The sequence below is a fragment of the Streptomyces sp. NPDC048584 genome (assembly GCF_043199595.1).
Classification (GTDB): Bacteria; Actinomycetota; Actinomycetes; order Streptomycetales; family Streptomycetaceae; genus Streptomyces; species Streptomyces edwardsiae.
In genome coordinates, this window is record NZ_JBICWF010000018.1 from 130750 (window position 1) to 146620 (window position 15871).

Genomic DNA, 15871 nt, shown 5'->3' on the forward strand with positions numbered 1-15871 from the left:
GAGCGGCCGGACAGCGGGAACGACGGGGTACTCGGGGGACGTTCATGCCCACAACGCGGCGCGCCATGGCCTGGTTCATCGACTTCGGGCTGGTGGTGGCACTGGCCTCACTGCTCGCGGTGCTCACCTTCAACCGGATATCCGCCCTGGTCACCGACGTACCCGAACTGGCCGCGCGCGGCGGCTTCGACCTGCTGACGTCACGCGGTGACGTGCTCGGCGCCTCCGGGAACGTCGGCCACTCGCTGTGGGACAAGTCGGTGCTCTACGTCGAGCAGGCCTTCGGTCTGCTGATCGTCGTCACGTTCCTCTACCAGTGGGCGTGCCTGGCCCTGGCCGGGCGCACGGTCGGCAAGGCGCTGACCGGGCTGCGGATCACACCGCGCGGGCGGGGCGCGGCGGCGCGCAGGGCGGCGGTGACCACGGGGGCGGACGTGGCCGTGTACGCCGTGGCCTGTGTGCTGCTGATCGAGGGTCAGTGGGCGCTGTCGGTGCTGGTGTGGCTGGTCGCGGTGGCCCTGTTCCTGGTGAACGCGCTGCCCGTCTTCGGCCCCCGCCGCCGCTCCCTCGCCGACCGGATGGCGGGTACGACGGTGACCGGGCTGGGGCTCAGCACGCCTGACGCCATGCGTCCAGTTCGTACCGCTTGAGCAGGGAACTCAGTTCCAGCCGCCGGGAGTCGGCGCAGAAGCGGTCGGTGGACAGCTCGTACTCGACGTGGAAGACGGCCTTGTCCGCCTCGACGAACGGGGTCAGCAGCGCGCATTCGCCGTACTGGGCGCACTGTTCGTTGACCGCGAAGTCGAAGTCGCCGACGAGCTCCGGGATCTGGTCGAGGTCGTTCTTCAGGCCGACGGACATACCGCGTTCGTGGGTGAGCCGGGCGATCAGCCGGTTGTAGCGGAGCTGGTCGGCGGCGGTGAGCGGAAAGCCGGTGCGGTTGCGGTAGCCGTCCATGTTGTCCGGCTCCACCGCGTCGAAGCCCTTGTCCCGGCACATGTCGAGGCGTTCGGCCATCAGCGGCTCCAGTATGTCGGTACGGCGGATGTCGAGCCAGCGCTCGCCCTCCCAGCCGTTGCCGCGGCCGATCACCGACTTCGGGAAGTCGTCGGCGTCCGGGCGGAAGTCCTCCCAGGCGCCGGTGGAGAGGTAGCAGATGACCTTCCGGCCGTCGCGGCGCAGCGCGGTGACGGTCTCCTTCGGGTGGTCGAAGCCGTCGATGTCGTACACGGGGACGTCCACGGAGGTGTCGAGCCGCCCGCTGAGCTGCCACTGCCAGTCCGTGCCGGGGCGGGGCCGCCAGCGGTCGGCGGACGGCGACTTCACGTCGCCGGTGTCCTTCGCGTCGGGGCCGGGCGCGGTCGTACAGGCCGCGAGCAGCAGGGCGAGCAGGGCGACGAGGAGGGACGGTCGTCTCACCGGGCGGTCTCCGTAAGAGAGGGGGGCGGTGTGGTCGGCACCGCGGGAACACACAGGAACCTCAAGGATGATCCTCGCCGGTTCCGGGTGCGGCGGCGGGGCACGGAAGGTGACCACGGCGTCCCGGCGGGGTGAACGCCCGCGGGAGTCCCGTGAGGTCCCGTGGGAGTGAGGAGACGCGCACACGCGCGTAGTCTCGTGCCGAGTGTTCGCCGTCCGGGGACGACCCCCGAAGGCACCCCGTCCGTATGTCGCAATTAGGGTCGGCTGCGGGGCCCGGTCGACCCACACCTTTCGGCCATCGCAACTTCACATCGGAAGCGAGATTTCACCACCGTGACTGCTCTCACTCTCAGCACCGCCGCGGTCCCCGGCCTGCGGGCCGACGCGATCGTGATCGGTGTCGCCAAGGGCACTGCGTCAAAGCCCGCCGGTCCGGTCGTCGCACCGGGCGCCGAGGCCGTGGACCAGGCGTACGACGGCGGCCTCGCCGGCGTCCTGGAGACCCTCGGCGCGTCCGGTGCCGAGGGCGAGGTGACGAAGCTGCCCGCGCCGGCCGGCTTCAAGGCGCCGCTCGTGGTGGCGGTGGGCCTCGGCGCCCAGCCCGGCAAGGACGCCGGCTACGACACGGAGGTGCTGCGCAGGGCCGCCGGTGTCGCCGCCCGCACCCTCGCCGGTGTCAAGAAGGCCGCGTTCGCCCTCCCCCTCGTGGACGCCGCCGACGCCGGCGCGGTCGCCGAGGGCGTGCTGCTCGGCGCGTACACCTTCGACGCCTACAAGGACCGCGGCAAGGACGGCAGGAACGGCAGGGCGCCGCTCTCCGAGGCCGCGCTGCTCGGCGGCAAGCCCCGCGACAAGGCGTTCAAGGCCGCGCTCGAGCGTGCCGTCGCCGTCGCCGAGGAGCTCAACCGCGCCCGGGACCTCATCAACACCCCGCCGAACGACCTCAACCCCGAGGCGTTCGCCGCGGTCGCCCAGGTGGCGGCCAAGGAGCACGGCGTCAAGGTACAGGTGCTCGACGAGAAGGCCCTGGTCAAGGGCGGCTACGGCGGCATCCTCGGGGTCGGCGCCGGGTCGGCGGCGGGGCCGCGGCTGGTGAAGCTGTCGTACACCTCGTCCAAGGCGAAGAAGCACCTCGCGCTGGTCGGCAAGGGCATCACCTACGACTCGGGCGGCATCTCGCTGAAGCCGGCCGGGCACAACGAGACGATGAAGTGCGACATGAGCGGCGCCGCCGCCGTGTTCGCGGCGGTCGTCGCCGCCGCGCGCCTCGGGCTCCAGGTCAATGTGACGGGCTGGCTGGCGCTGGCCGAGAACATGCCGTCCGGCTCGGCGACGCGCCCGGGTGACGTGCTGCGCATGTACAGCGGCAAGACCGTGGAGGTGCTCAACACGGACGCCGAGGGCCGGCTGGTGCTCGCGGACGCGCTGTGGGCGGCCTCGCAGGAGAAGCCGGACGCGATCGTGGACGTCGCGACGCTGACCGGTGCGATGGTGCTGGCGCTGGGCGACCGTACGTTCGGGATCATGGCGAACGACGACGCGTTCCGCTCCGCGGTGCACGAGGCGGCGGAGGAGGTCGGTGAGCCGGCGTGGCAGATGCCGCTGCCGGAGCACCTGCGCAAGGGGATGGACTCGCCGACCGCCGACATCGCCAACATGGGTGAGCGGATGGGCGGCGGACTGGTCGCCGGGCTGTTCCTGCGCGAGTTCGTGGGCGAGGGGATCACCTGGGCGCACCTCGACATCGCGGGTCCGGCGTTCAACGAGGGCGCGCCGTTCGGGTACACGCCGAAGGGCGGGACGGGGTCGGCGGTTCGCACGCTCGTACGGGTTGCCGAGCTGGCGGCTTCGGGTGAGCTCGCGTAGGGGCGCCTGATCGGCCGGGGGCGCGGGACGTCGTGCGACGGCGGGGGCGTCGTGGGCCGGCCGCGCCTCCGCATGGCTCGGCCGCAGCCACCTCTTCGTCGGCTGCGGGTCCGTCGTGGCTGATCGCGCAGTTCCCCGCGCCCCTTTCGAGTCGGCTGCGGCCCACCTCTCTTGCAGGTACCGCCGGCCGGTCGCGCCCGTCAGGGGCGCGGGGAACTGCGCGGCCAACCCCCACCGGCCCGCACGAACCAAGGGGCGCGGGGAACTGCGCGACCCACCCCCACCGGCCCGCACGAACCAAGGGGCGCGGGGAACTGCGCGACCCACCCCCACCGGCCCGCAGGGACGGAAGCACAGGGGGCAGCGCCCCCCTCGGGGGGCGAAAGGGGAGCCCCCCTTCGCAGACGTGGGGTGTCTCACACCGCGGCCCGGCGTCTCGTACGGGGCGCGCAAGTGCGAAGATGGGGCACGGCAGGACAGGGCCCCACCCAAGGGCCGAGAACATTGAGCGGCCGGACACCAGCCGCCGACCGGTCACTGGAGACCGGCGTGGCGCACATGCATGGAGGACGTGACGTGGCGAACGACGCCAGCACCGTTTTCGACCTAGTGATCCTCGGCGGTGGCAGCGGTGGGTACGCCGCGGCCCTGCGCGGGGCGCAGCTGGGCCTGGACGTCGCCCTGATCGAGAAGAACAAGCTGGGCGGCACCTGCCTGCACAACGGCTGCATTCCCACCAAAGCCCTGCTCCACGCGGGCGAGATCGCCGACCAGGCCCGCGAGAGCGAGCAGTTCGGCATCAAGACGACCTTCGAGGGCGTCGACATGGCGGGCGTGCACAAGTACAAGGACGAGGTGATCGCCGGCCTGTACAAGGGCCTGCAGGGCCTGGTCGCCTCCCGCAAGGTCACCTACATCGAGGGTGAGGGCCGACTGTCCTCCCCCACCTCCGTCGACGTGGGCGGCCGGCGTGTCCAGGGCCGTCACGTCCTGCTGGCGACCGGCTCCGTGCCGAAGTCGCTGCCGGGCCTGGAGATCGACGGCAACCGGATCATCTCCTCCGACCACGCCCTCGTCCTGGACCGCGTGCCCAAGTCCGCGATCGTCCTGGGCGGCGGCGTCATCGGCGTCGAGTTCGCCTCCGCGTGGAAGTCCTTCGGCACCGACATCACGATCGTCGAGGGCCTCAAGCACCTCGTCCCGGTCGAGGACGAGAACAGCTCCAAGCTGCTCGAGCGCGCCTTCCGCAAGCGCGGCATCAAGTTCAACCTGGGCACCTTCTTCCAGAAGGCCGAGTACACCCAGGACGGTGTCAAGGTCACCCTGGCCGACGGCAAGGAGTTCGAGGCCGAGGTCCTGCTCGTCGCCATCGGCCGCGGCCCGGTCTCCCAGGGCCTGGGCTACGAGGAGCAGGGCGTCGCCATGGACCGCGGCTACGTCCTGGTCGACGAGTACATGCGCACCAACGTGCCGACCATCTCCGCCGTCGGTGACCTCGTCCCGACCCTCCAGCTCGCGCACGTCGGCTTCGCCGAGGGCATCCTGGTGGCGGAGCGTCTGGCCGGCCTGAAGACCGTTCCGGTCGACTACGACGGTGTCCCGCGGGTGACGTACTGCCACCCGGAGGTCGCCTCCGTCGGCATCACCGAGGCCAAGGCCAAGGAGATCTACGGTGCGGACAAGGTCGTCGCTCTGAAGTACAACCTGGCGGGCAACGGCAAGAGCAAGATCCTGAAGACCGCGGGCGAGATCAAGCTCGTCCAGGTCAAGGACGGTGCCGTCGTCGGCGTCCACATGGTCGGCGACCGCATGGGCGAGCAGGTCGGCGAAGCCCAGCTGATCTACAACTGGGAGGCGCTGCCGGCCGAGGTGGCCCAGCTCATCCACGCCCACCCGACGCAGAACGAGGCGATGGGCGAGGCCCACCTGGCCCTGGCCGGAAAGCCCCTCCACTCCCACGACTGACGCTCTCGGTCATCGGGCGCGACGACACAGACTTCCGCACTTTTAAAGGAGCAACCGAAACCATGGCGGTTTCCGTAACCCTTCCGGCGCTCGGCGAGAGCGTCACCGAGGGCACAGTCACCCGCTGGCTGAAGGCCGAGGGTGAGCGCGTCGAGGCCGACGAGCCGCTGCTCGAGGTCTCCACCGACAAGGTCGACACCGAGATCCCCTCCCCCGTCTCGGGCGTGCTGTCCTCCATCAAGGTCGCCGAGGACGAGACCGTCGAGGTCGGCGCCGAGCTGGCGCTGATCGACGACGGCAGCGGCGCCCCGGCGGCCGCCCCGGCCCCGGCCGCCGAGCAGGCGGCCCCGCCGGCTCCCGCCCCGGAGCCGCAGGCCCAGCCCTCCCCCGAGCAGGCCGCTCCGGCCCCGGCGCCCACCGCCGAGGCCACGGCCGGCGGCGGTTCCGCCCAGGGCACGGACGTGGTTCTGCCCGCGCTGGGCGAGTCCGTCACCGAGGGCACCGTCACCCGCTGGCTGAAGTCGGTCGGTGACAGCGTCGAGGCCGACGAACCGCTGCTGGAGGTGTCGACGGACAAGGTCGACACCGAGATTCCGGCGCCCACCTCCGGCACGCTGCTGGAGATCGTGGTCGGCGAGGACGAGACGGCCGAGGTCGGCGCGAAGCTCGCCGTCATCGGCGTGGCGGGTGCCGCTCCGGCGGCCGCCCCTGCCCCGGCCGCCCCGGCTCCGGAGCCCGCTGCTCCGGCTCCGGCGCCCACCCCGGCACCGGCTCCCGCCGCTCCGGCTGCCCCGGCACCGGCTCCCGCCGCTCCGGCTCCGCAGCAGGCCGCTCCGGCTGCCCCGGCGCCCGCTCCGGCCGCCCCGGCCCCGCAGGCCCCCGCCGCTCCCGCCGCCGCCCAGGCGACGGACGACGGTGCCTACGTGACCCCGCTGGTGCGCAAGCTCGCCGCCGAGAACGGCGTCGACCTGGCCACCGTCAAGGGCACCGGCGTCGGCGGCCGTATCCGCAAGCAGGACGTCCTCGCCGCCGCCGAGGCCGCGAAGGCCGCCGCGCCGGCTCCCGCCGCCGCTGCCGCGCCCGCCGCGAAGAAGGCCCCGGTCCTCGAGGCCTCGCCGCTGCGCGGCCAGACCGTGAAGATGCCGCGGATCCGCAAGGTCATCGGCGACAACATGGTCAAGGCCCTGCGCGAGCAGGCCCAGCTGTCCTCGGTGGTCGAGGTCGACGTCACCCGGCTGATGAAGCTGCGCGCCCGCGCCAAGGACGCGTTCGCGGCCCGTGAGGGCGTCAAGCTCTCCCCGATGCCGTTCTTCGTCAAGGCCGCCGCCCAGGCGCTGAAGGCGCACGCGCCGGTCAACGCCAAGATCAACGAGGCCGAGGGGACCATCACCTACTTCGACACCGAGAACATCGGTATCGCGGTGGACTCCGAGAAGGGCCTGATGACCCCGGTCATCAAGAACGCCGGTGACCTCAACCTGGCCGGTATCGCCAAGGCGACCGCCGACCTGGCGGGCAAGGTCCGGGCCAGCAAGATCAGCCCGGACGAGCTGGCCGGCGCCACCTTCACCATCTCCAACACCGGTTCGCGCGGCGCGCTGTTCGACACGATCATCGTGCCGCCGGGCCAGGTCGCCATCCTCGGCATCGGTGCCACGGTCAAGCGTCCGGCCGTCATCGAGACGGAGGACGGCCCGGTCATCGGCGTCCGCGACATGACGTACCTGACCCTGTCCTACGACCACCGCCTGGTGGACGGTGCCGACGCGGCCCGTTACCTGACGGCGGTCAAGGCGATCCTGGAGGCGGGCGAGTTCGAGGTCGAGCTCGGTCTGTGAACTCCTGATCCCGTGATCGGCTGATCCGCGGTCGTACGGTGCCCCCGTCGGGGAAGTCCTTGAGGCTTCCCGGGCGGGGGCATCGGCGTATGGAGCGTGTAAGTCTCGTCTCACCTGGGGGAAAGCGCCCCCGTGCGCCCCTCCCGGGCGGGTCGGCCGCCGTATTGTCTAAGCGTCAAAGCCCCCCGGGGGCCCGTGGGCCCCGCTAAGGAGCCCCTCATGACCGCGCCCGTCGTCCACTCGCTGCGCGAACAGATCCGCGAGCACATCCTGGAAGGGATCATCAGCGGACGCTGGCAGCCGGGCGAGCGGATCGTGGAGCGGCGGATCGCGACCGAGCTGGAGGTCAGCCAGACGCCCGTACGGGAGGCGCTGCGCGAGCTGGAGTCGCTGCGGCTGATCGAGTCGGCGCCGAACAAGGGCGTACGGGTGCGGAATCTGACGGCCGCCGATCTGGAGGAGAGCTACCCCGTACGGGCCGGGCTGGAGGCGATCGCGGCGGAGCTGGCGGCGGGGCGGCTGGCGGAGGACTGCTCGGCGCTGGAACCGCATGTGGCCGCGCTGTACGAGGCGGACAGGCTGTCGGACGGGACGGGGCAGGTGCGGCACACCGTGGGGTTCCACCGGGAGTTGGTGCGGGCTGCGGGCAACTCGGTGCTGCTGCATACGTGGGAGGGGCTGGGGATCGAGGTGTTCACCGCGTTGTCGATACGGTGGCTGGGGACGGTGCAGCAGTCCTACGCGGAGGAGCATGAGGAGCTGGTCGCGGCGTTTCGGCGGCGGGATCCGTTGATCGCGGATCTGGTGAAGGCGCATGTGCTGGGGTGTGCGCCCCGGGCTTAGCGCCGGGGCTTTCTCGCCCCCGCCGCCCCTTCCCATCCCGTCTCTGGGGGCGCTGCCCCCAGACCCCCGTTCGCGCAGTTCCTCGCGCCCCCTGGCGGCACCCTCCCTCGCGCCCACGCGGCGGAGCCGCACATCGACACAGCCCCGCGCCCCCTGGCGGCACCCTCCCTCGCGCCCACGCGGCGGAGCCGCACATCGACACAGCCTCGCGCCCCCTGGGGGCGCGGGGAACTGCGCGATCAGCCACCGACGGACCGCGGTCGCCATGCCTCCGCAGCCGTCCGGGCTCATCCGCGCCAACACCCCCTCACCTGCAAAAAACCCCGGAAGGACAGTCACCCCGTGCCACCGCCGGAGGCACCCCGTGCCGACTTTCTCCCTATCGAGAGATTTTGCCCCTCAACCCTTTGATCGATCATCGATCAGCGAGTTATTGTCGCCAGCGGGTTCTACCCGAGCCCTCCGCCCTGTCCTGCCAAAGACACAAGGGCACCCCCCCTTCGACTGAGGAAGGCGGCGACATGACGACCGACCCCAACGCCATCCAGCCGAGCGAGCTCGACCAGCTCCCGGACCGCGACCCCGAGGAGACCGCCGAGTGGCAGGCCTCCCTGGACGCCGTCACCAAGGCGGCCGGGCCGCACCGTGCCGCGTACCTGATGCGCCGCACGCTGGAGCGTGCCGAGGGAGCCGGCCTTGCGCTGCCGAAGCTCCTCGAGACGGACTACGTCAACACCATCCCCACCTCCGCCGAGCCCGCCGTGGACGGCGACGAGGCGCTGGAGCAGCGGATCACCGCCTGGAACCGCTGGAACGCGGCGGCCATGGTGACCCGCGGCAGTAAATACGGCGTCGGCGGCCACATCGCCACCTTCGCCTCCGCGGCCTGGCTGTACGAGACCGGGTTCAACCACTTCTTCCACGGCAAGGAGGGTGACGGGTCCGGCGACCAGCTCTACATCCAGGGCCACGCCTCCCCCGGCATCTACGCCCGTGCCTTCCTCGACGGCCGTATCGGCGAGGAGCAGCTGGACAACTTCCGCCGTGAGGCGGGCGGCAACGGTCTGCCGTCGTACCCGCACCCGCGGCGGCTGCCGTGGCTGTGGGAGTTCCCGACCGTGTCGATGGGTCTCGGGCCGATCTCCGCGATCTACCAGGCGCGGTTCAACCGCTATCTGACCAGCCGCGGCATCAAGGACGTCTCCGACTCCCACGTCTGGGCGTTCCTCGGTGACGGCGAGATGGACGAGCCCGAGTCGACGACCGCGCTCACGCTCGCCTCCCGCGAGCAGCTGGACAACCTGACCTTCGTCATCAACTGCAACCTGCAGCGCCTCGACGGTCCGGTCCGCGCCAACTTCAAGATCGTGCAGGAGCTGGAGGCCCAGTTCCGCGGCGCCGGCTGGAACGTCATCAAGACGCTCTGGGGCACGGCGTGGGACGAGCTGTTCCGGCTCGACACCACCGGCGCGCTCGTACGCCGCCTGCGCGAGGTACCGGACGCCCAGGTGCAGACGTACCAGACGCGTGACGCGGCCTACATCCGCCAGGACTTCTTCGGCAAGGACCCGGCGCTCGCCGAGATGGCGAAGCTGCTGAGCGACGACAAGATCCTCGAGTGCTTCCACCTCTCGCGCGGCGGCCACGAGTCCCGCAAGGTGTACGCCGCGTACAAGGCCGCGCTCGCCCACAAGGGCGCGCCGACCGTGATCCTGGCGCAGACGGTCAAGGGGCACACCCTCGGTGAGGGCTTCGCCTCCAAGAACGCCAACCACCAGATGAAGAAGCTCTCGGTGGACGAGTTCAAGGCGATGCGTGACCGCCTCGAACTGCCGATCTCCGACGCGCAGTTCGTCGACGGCCAGGTTCCCTACGTCCACCCGGGCGCCGACTCCCCCGAGGTGCGCTACCTCCAGGAGCGCCGTGCCGCCCTCGGCGGTCCGGCCCCGGCCCGCCGGGTGCACCCGGTCGCGCCGCTGCCGCAGCCCGCGGACAAGGCGTTCACCGCCTTCGACAAGGGTTCCGGCTCGCAGAACGTGGCCACCACCATGGCGTTCGTCCGCCTGGTCAAGGACCTGGTCCGCGACAAGGAGACCGGCAAGCGCTGGGTGCCGATCGTCCCCGACGAGGCGCGCACCTTCGGTATGGAGAGCCTCTTCCCGTCCCTCGGCATCTACTCGCCGATGGGGCAGACGTACGAGCCGGTCGACCGCGACCAGCTGATGTACTACAAGGAAGCCAAGAACGGCCAGATCTTCAACGAGGGCATCACCGAGGCCGGTGCCATGGCCGAGTTCGTCGCCGCCTCGACGTCGTACGCGACGCACGGCGAGACGATGATCCCGTTCTACATCTACTACTCGATGTTCGGCTGGCAGCGCACCGGCGACCAGATGTGGCAGGCCGGCGACCAGCTGGCCCGCGGCTTCCTCGTCGGCGCCACGGCCGGCCGTACGACGCTGACGGGCGAGGGCCTGCAGCACGCCGACGGACACTCGCCGGTCATCGCGTCGACCAACCCGGCGGCGCTGACGTACGACCCGGCGTTCGCGTACGAGCTCGGGGTCATCGTCAAGGAGGGTCTGCGCCGGATGTTCGGCGAGGGCAGGCCGGGCGAGGACCAGGACGTCTTCTACTACCTGACGGTCTACAACGAGCCGCTGCCGCAGCCCGCGAAGCCGTCGGCCGCCGGTGTCGACGAGGGCATCGTCAAGGGCCTGTACCGCTTCAACACGGCGGAGACGGCGGGCCTGTCCCCGGCGGCCAACGCCCCGCGGATCCAGCTGCTCGGCTCCGGTACGGCGATCCACTGGGCGCTGAAGGCACAGCGGCTGCTCGCCGAGGAGTGGGGTGTGGCCGCCGACGTGTGGTCCGCGACCTCGTGGACCGAGCTGCGCCGGGACGCCATGGAGGCGGACGAGGCGCTGCTGCGCGGCGAGGACCGGGTGCCGTTCGTCCGGCAGGCGCTGCAGGGCGCCGAGGGTCCGGTGCTGGCGGTCTCCGACTACATGCGCCAGGTCCCGGACCAGATCGCGCAGTGGGTCGAGCAGGACTACACGTCGCTGGGCGCCGACGGCTTCGGTCTGTCGGACACCCGTGACGCGGCCCGTCGGCACTTCGGCGTCGACGCCGAGTCGATCGTCGCCGCCGCGCTGGCGCAGCTCGCCCGGCGTGGTGAGGTGCCGGCCGCGGCGGTGAAGGAAGCGCGCGCGAAGTACGGCCTGTAAGGGCCGGTTGTTCCGGGAGACCCCCGCCGTTCTTCGGCGGGGGTCTCCTGCATGATGTGGCCCATGCGTGCTGCCCGGCTGATCAAGATGGTGTTGCTGCTCCAGTCCCGGCCCTCGATGACGGCCGCCGAGCTGGCATCCGAACTGGAGGTGTCGGAGCGGACGGTGACCCGGGACGCGCAGGCGCTGTCGGAGGCCGGGGTGCCGGTGTACGCGGACCGGGGGCGCGTCGGCGGGTACCGGCTGATCGGCGGTTACCGGACGCGGCTGACAGGGCTGGCCCGCGGTGAGGCGGAGGCGCTGTTCCTGTCGGGGGTGCCGGGGGCGCTGCGCGAGATGGGGCTGGAGGACGCGGCCTCGGCGGCCCGGCTGAAGGTGTCGGCGGCGTTGCTGCCGTCGCTGCGGGATGCGCCTCGTACGGCGGCGCAGCGGTTTCATCTGGACGCGCCGGGGTGGTTTCGTGAGGCGGTCACGCCGGAGTTGCTGCCGGTGCTCGCCGGGGCGGTGTGGGGGGATCTGCGGGTTGTCGCGCGTTATCGGCGGGCGGCGGGGATCGGGGCGGGGATGGGGGCGGGCTCGGGTGTTGTGGAGCGGGAGTTGGAGCCGTACGGGCTCGTGCTGAAGGCAGGGGTCTGGTACCTGTGCGCGCGGGTTCGCGGGGGCGGGGGGTTTCGGGTGTACCGGGTGGATCGGTTCACGGGGGTGGCGGTGGGCGGGGAGGGGTTCGAGCGGGAGGCGTCGTTCGATCTGCCGGGGTTCTGGGAGGAGCGGGCGGAGGGGTTCGCTCGGTCGTTGTTGCGGGGGGAGGTGGTGGTGCGGCTGTCGGGGGAAGGGGTGCGGCGGCTGGGGCAGGTGGTGGATCCGGTGGCCGCGCGGGAGGCGGTGGCGGGGGCGGAGGCCGATGGGGAGGGGTGGGTGCGGGTGGTGTTGGGGGTGGAGTCGGAGGAGGTCGCGTTCACGCAGTTGACCGCGTTGGGGGCGGAGGTGGAGGTGTTGGCTCCGTTGTCCCTGCGGGAGCGGTTCGCGGGGGAGGCCGTGCGGTTGGCTTCGTTGTATCGGGGGTGAAGGGGGGTCTCCTGGTCTTTTTCGCCCCCGCCGCCCCTTCCCGTCCCGTCCCTGGGGGCTCCGCCCCCAGACCCCCGTTCGCGCGGTTCCCCGCGCCCCTTGTCTCCCCGCGCCCTTGTCCCCGCCGCCGTTTGCGTTGTTCCCCGCGCCCCTTGGGGGGAGAGCACCGTACTGCGGGTGCGTGCGTGGGGCGTAGGGCCGATGCTTGAGCTCGTGATGGATGAGACGGAGTTCTGGGAGCTGGTGGACACCGCCCGCGAGGACGCCGGGGGTGATCCGGAGGAGCAGGCCGACCTGCTGGTGGAGCGGCTGGTGCGGCTGGATCCCGAGGCGGTCCTGGACTTCGCCCGTCATTTCGAGTCGCGGTACCACCGGGCGTATCACTGGGACCTGTGGGGCGCCGCCTGGGTGCTGCTGGACGGGGCCAGCGACGACGCGTTCGACTACTTCCGGTGCTGGCTGATCGGCCAGGGGCGGGAGGTGTTCGAGGGCGCGCTGCACGATCCGGACTCGCTCGCGGATCTGCTGGGCGACTTCGACGAGGAGATCGACGGCGACGGCGAGGACCTCGGCTACGCGGCGGACGAGGCGTACGAGCAGCTCACCGGCACGGTGGCGCCGGACCTCGAGCTGCCCCCGGCCCCGGCGGAGCCGGAGGGCACGCCGCTCGACTTCGAGAACGAGGCCCTGCTCGCCGAGCGCTGTCCCCGGCTCTGGGACCGGTTCCGGTCCTGAGCTCCTGGGGAACCGCTCACCTCGCGGCCCCCGCGATCCGGCTGTTCTCCTCCTGCGCCTTCTCCTGCCGCTCCGGCCGGCGTTCGGCGTCCGGCCGGCGGCCCTGCAGCTCCGCCGCCATCTCCCTGATCCTCGGCAGCCGGGCTTGCAGTGCGGCACCGGGACAGCTGGTCATGAAACCGTCGCTGTGGCCCGCCAGGGCGGGCAGCATGGCGGTGGCGCCGACCGCGTACCGGCTGCCGCCGTTGCTGGAGACCAGCCGGACGTCGGATCGCGGGTCGGTGCCGGACAGACCGAGCTTCCAGGCGGCCAGCTCGGCGATCGCGCGCTCCATCGCGGGCGGTACGGGAACCCCGGCGGTGAAGGTGCCGAGCGCGGCTATGCCGGTGGTGCGGTGGTTGAAGCCCAGGGTGTGTGCGCCGGTGACGGGACGGCCCGGGCCGCCGGCGCGGCCTTCGTAGACGGTGCCGCAGCGGTCGACGAGGAAGTTGTAGCCGATGTCGTCCCAGTCCCGGGCGCTGGTCTGGCCCTCGTAGAGGTTGCGTATCTGGGCGGGGGCCTCGGCGCAGTCGTAGTCGTTGGGCGAGTCGGTGTGGTGGACGAAGACGGCTACGACCTTGTCGTCGTAGCGCGGGGGCGGCTGTTCGCGGCTGGCGTCGCCCACCCAGACCGTGCGCGGCACGATGGGCGGCCTGGGCGCCGTGTGGGCGGCCGTATTGCGTGCGGGGACGGGGGCGGCGGCCGAGGACTCCGCGGCCCGCTCGACGCCGTACGCGCACAGCACCAGGGCGACCGCGGCGGCGACGCCCGGGACGCAGCCGAGCGGCACCCTGACGTTCCTGGGCAGGTTCGTGCCAACGATTCTGCGGGATATTCGGGAAGGACGGCGCGGTCGCGCTCCCCTTGGTCTTGTGAATACACGCATGCCTTCACTGTGGGTCCGGTCGAGCGAGCCCGCGACGTGGCCGTGCCAACCGGAGGACCCGCCGTCCGGTCCGCGGCGGAACCATCGTCCGGTTCCTCGGCGTTCTTCCGGGTGAACGCGCGTGCGGCCGCTTTCCGGTGGTCACCCGCGCGTGACTGATCACCGGGCCCCTCCCCCACGTATGTAGGGGCCGGTGGTTCCGAGAGAAAGGCGGCGTGCGTGGACCTGCTCGACATCCTGCTGTTGCTGGTCGTCCTGGCCTACGCGGCGTCCGGGTACCGGCGCGGACTGCTGGCCGGCTGTGTGTCGCTGGCCGGTTTCGTGGGCGGTGCGGTCGTCGGCGTGTGGATCCTGCCGTGGGTGATGGACCTGGTGACGCCGGGGACGACCCGGGCGACGGTGACGGCCGTGTTCACGGTGCTGCTGCCGGCCGTGGCGGGCCATGAGCTGGCGGGGCGGCTGGCGCTCAGGCTGCGGCGGGAGCTGGACCGGGGCCCGCTGCGGGTGGCGGACGGGGTCGGCGGGGCGGTGGCCAACTCGGTGGCGGTGCTGATCGTGGCGTGGGTGGTGGCGAGCGTGCTGGGCGCGTCGTCGTCGCCGCTGGTGACGTCGGCGATCCGGGACTCACGGCTGCTGGGGGCGGTGCAGGACACCATGCCGGACACCACTCCGGGCTGGTTCTCGCGGGCCACGTCGGCGCTGACGGAGGCGGGTTTCCCGCAGGTCTTCAACCCGTTCGAGAACGAGTCGACGGCCGAGGTCGCCGCGCCCACCGGGGACAGCGTCACCGCGGCCGCCACCCGGGCCGCGCAGCGCAGCACGGTGAAGGTGGAGGGCGTGGCGGGCGCGCAGGGCCGCGAGGGCAGCGGTTTCGTGTACGCGGCGGAGCATGTGATGACCAACGCGCACGTGGTGGCCGGCATCGACGAGCCGACCGTACGCGTGGGCGGGGTCGGGCAGGCGTACGAGGCACGGGTGGTGCTCTTCGATCCGCGCAAGGACGTGGCCGTGCTGTATGTGCCGGATCTGCGCGCTCCGGTGCTGGACTTCGACGACGACGCGGACCGCGGCGACTCGGCGGTCGTCGCCGGCTATCCGCAGGACGGCGATCTGAATCTGCAGGCGGCGACGGTCGCCAACCGGGTGCGGGCCCGGGGGCAGAACATCTACAACGACGCGATCGTCACGCGCGAGATCTACTCGATCCGCTCCACGGTCCGGCCCGGCAACTCCGGCGGCCCGCTGCTGACGACCGACGGCCGGGTGTACGGGGTGGTGTTCGCGCGGTCCACGTCGGACGCCGAGACGGGGTACGTCCTGACGGCGGACGAGGTGGCCGAGGACGCCGGGCGCGCGGCGGACGCGACGGCGCCGGTGGACACCGGGGAGCCGACGGCGTAGGGGGTGTCCGGCACCCCTGGGCCCCCTCAGACCAGCGGCCGTCCCATCAGCACGTCGTCGACGTAGGTACCCCCGACGAAGAACTCCTCCGGCTGGACGCCCTCCACGACGAAGCCCTCGGACTCGTACAGCTTGCGGGCGGCGGTGTTGTGGCCGAGCACGCGCAGGGTGATCCGGCGGGCGCCGCACTCCCGCGCCCGGTCCACGGCGGCCCGTACCAGCGCCCGGCCCACGCCCAGTCCGCGTGCCTCCTCGGCGACGGCGAGGCCGCGGATCTGCCGTACGTGCGCGTTGGAGGCGAGTTCGGTGGGAAAGCCGAGGCGGACGTAGCCCACGATCCGGCCCCGGTGCTCGGCCACGTGATGGTCCCGGGGCCCGGAGCGTTCGCCGAAGAAGGAGTCGTACGGCGGCCGCGGCGGCGGGGTGACGGCGTGCAGGGTGGACCAGGTCGCGTGGTCGAGGCGGGCCAGTTCCCCCTCGTCTTCGAAGCGGGCGACGCGTATGAACGGCTCGGACATGGGCGCCACCTTACGGGCGGATCGGCGCCCCCAGCCGTGAATTTCGTGGCGTGAGGGGCAGGATGG

At 71.9% G+C, this 15871-nt stretch carries 12 protein-coding genes; 9 read left to right on the forward strand and 3 right to left on the reverse strand.

Annotated elements, in window-relative coordinates; translation table 11 throughout:
* Positions 1 to 44 precede the first annotated feature (44 nt).
* Positions 45 to 650 (forward strand): RDD family protein, encoded by a 606-nt coding sequence (locus ACGFR9_RS31755; RefSeq protein WP_393215438.1) that lies wholly within the window; start codon positions 45 to 47, stop codon positions 648 to 650.
* On the opposite strand, the gene ACGFR9_RS31760 is transcribed toward ACGFR9_RS31755, so the two are convergent.
* Entirely contained in the window at positions 610 to 1419 is an 810-nt protein-coding gene (locus ACGFR9_RS31760) for an endo alpha-1,4 polygalactosaminidase (protein ID WP_393215441.1), read from the reverse strand. The two genes, ACGFR9_RS31755 and ACGFR9_RS31760, sit on opposite strands and share 41 nt — an antisense overlap.
* Before the next feature lie 336 nt (positions 1420 to 1755).
* Between ACGFR9_RS31760 and ACGFR9_RS31765 the strand changes: the two genes are divergently transcribed.
* The 7 genes from ACGFR9_RS31765 to ACGFR9_RS31795 all read left to right on the forward strand — a co-directional run bounded on the left by ACGFR9_RS31765 (position 1756) and on the right by ACGFR9_RS31795 (position 12961).
* Positions 1756 to 3288 carry a leucyl aminopeptidase gene (locus tag ACGFR9_RS31765; protein WP_393215444.1) on the forward strand — a complete coding sequence of 511 codons (1533 nt, stop codon included), beginning with the start codon at positions 1756 to 1758 and terminating at the stop codon, positions 3286 to 3288.
* 576 nt (positions 3289 to 3864) lie between these two features.
* Positions 3865 to 5253, forward strand: a complete 1389-nt coding sequence (lpdA, locus tag ACGFR9_RS31770) for a dihydrolipoyl dehydrogenase (RefSeq protein ID WP_030228989.1) — start codon at positions 3865 to 3867, stop codon at positions 5251 to 5253.
* A gap of 62 nt (positions 5254 to 5315) precedes the next feature.
* Positions 5316 to 7091 carry a 2-oxoglutarate dehydrogenase, E2 component, dihydrolipoamide succinyltransferase gene (sucB, locus tag ACGFR9_RS31775; protein WP_393215447.1) on the forward strand — a complete coding sequence of 592 codons (1776 nt, stop codon included), beginning with the start codon at positions 5316 to 5318 and terminating at the stop codon, positions 7089 to 7091.
* A gap of 219 nt (positions 7092 to 7310) precedes the next feature.
* Positions 7311 to 7934 carry a GntR family transcriptional regulator gene (locus ACGFR9_RS31780; protein WP_030228993.1) on the forward strand — a complete coding sequence of 208 codons (624 nt, stop codon included), beginning with the start codon at positions 7311 to 7313 and terminating at the stop codon, positions 7932 to 7934.
* 521 nt (positions 7935 to 8455) lie between these two features.
* Entirely contained in the window at positions 8456 to 11161 is a 2706-nt protein-coding gene (aceE, locus tag ACGFR9_RS31785) for a pyruvate dehydrogenase (acetyl-transferring), homodimeric type (RefSeq protein WP_393215451.1), read from the forward strand.
* A gap of 63 nt (positions 11162 to 11224) precedes the next feature.
* On the forward strand, positions 11225 to 12226 hold the full coding sequence (locus tag ACGFR9_RS31790; protein ID WP_393215454.1) for a helix-turn-helix transcriptional regulator: 1002 nt from the start codon (positions 11225 to 11227) through the stop codon (positions 12224 to 12226).
* A gap of 216 nt (positions 12227 to 12442) precedes the next feature.
* The gene (locus ACGFR9_RS31795) at positions 12443 to 12961 is read left to right on the forward strand and encodes a DUF4240 domain-containing protein (protein WP_393215550.1); all 519 of its coding nucleotides are present in this window, start codon (positions 12443 to 12445) and stop codon (positions 12959 to 12961) included.
* A 16-nt stretch (positions 12962 to 12977) separates the two neighbouring features.
* Here ACGFR9_RS31795 and ACGFR9_RS31800 read toward each other — a convergent pair whose 3' ends face one another.
* Positions 12978 to 13790 carry a peptidoglycan recognition protein gene (locus ACGFR9_RS31800; protein ID WP_393215457.1) on the reverse strand — a complete coding sequence of 271 codons (813 nt, stop codon included), beginning with the start codon at positions 13788 to 13790 and terminating at the stop codon, positions 12978 to 12980.
* A 315-nt stretch (positions 13791 to 14105) separates the two neighbouring features.
* On the opposite strand from ACGFR9_RS31800, the gene ACGFR9_RS31805 reads away from it, so the two are divergent.
* On the forward strand, positions 14106 to 15287 hold the full coding sequence (locus ACGFR9_RS31805) for a MarP family serine protease (RefSeq protein WP_393215460.1): 1182 nt from the start codon (positions 14106 to 14108) through the stop codon (positions 15285 to 15287).
* A gap of 26 nt (positions 15288 to 15313) precedes the next feature.
* Here the strand turns inward: ACGFR9_RS31805 and ACGFR9_RS31810 are convergent, their stop codons facing one another.
* Positions 15314 to 15805 (reverse strand): GNAT family N-acetyltransferase, encoded by a 492-nt coding sequence (locus ACGFR9_RS31810; protein ID WP_393215463.1) that lies wholly within the window; start codon positions 15803 to 15805, stop codon positions 15314 to 15316.
* Positions 15806 to 15871: the final 66 nt, after the last annotated feature.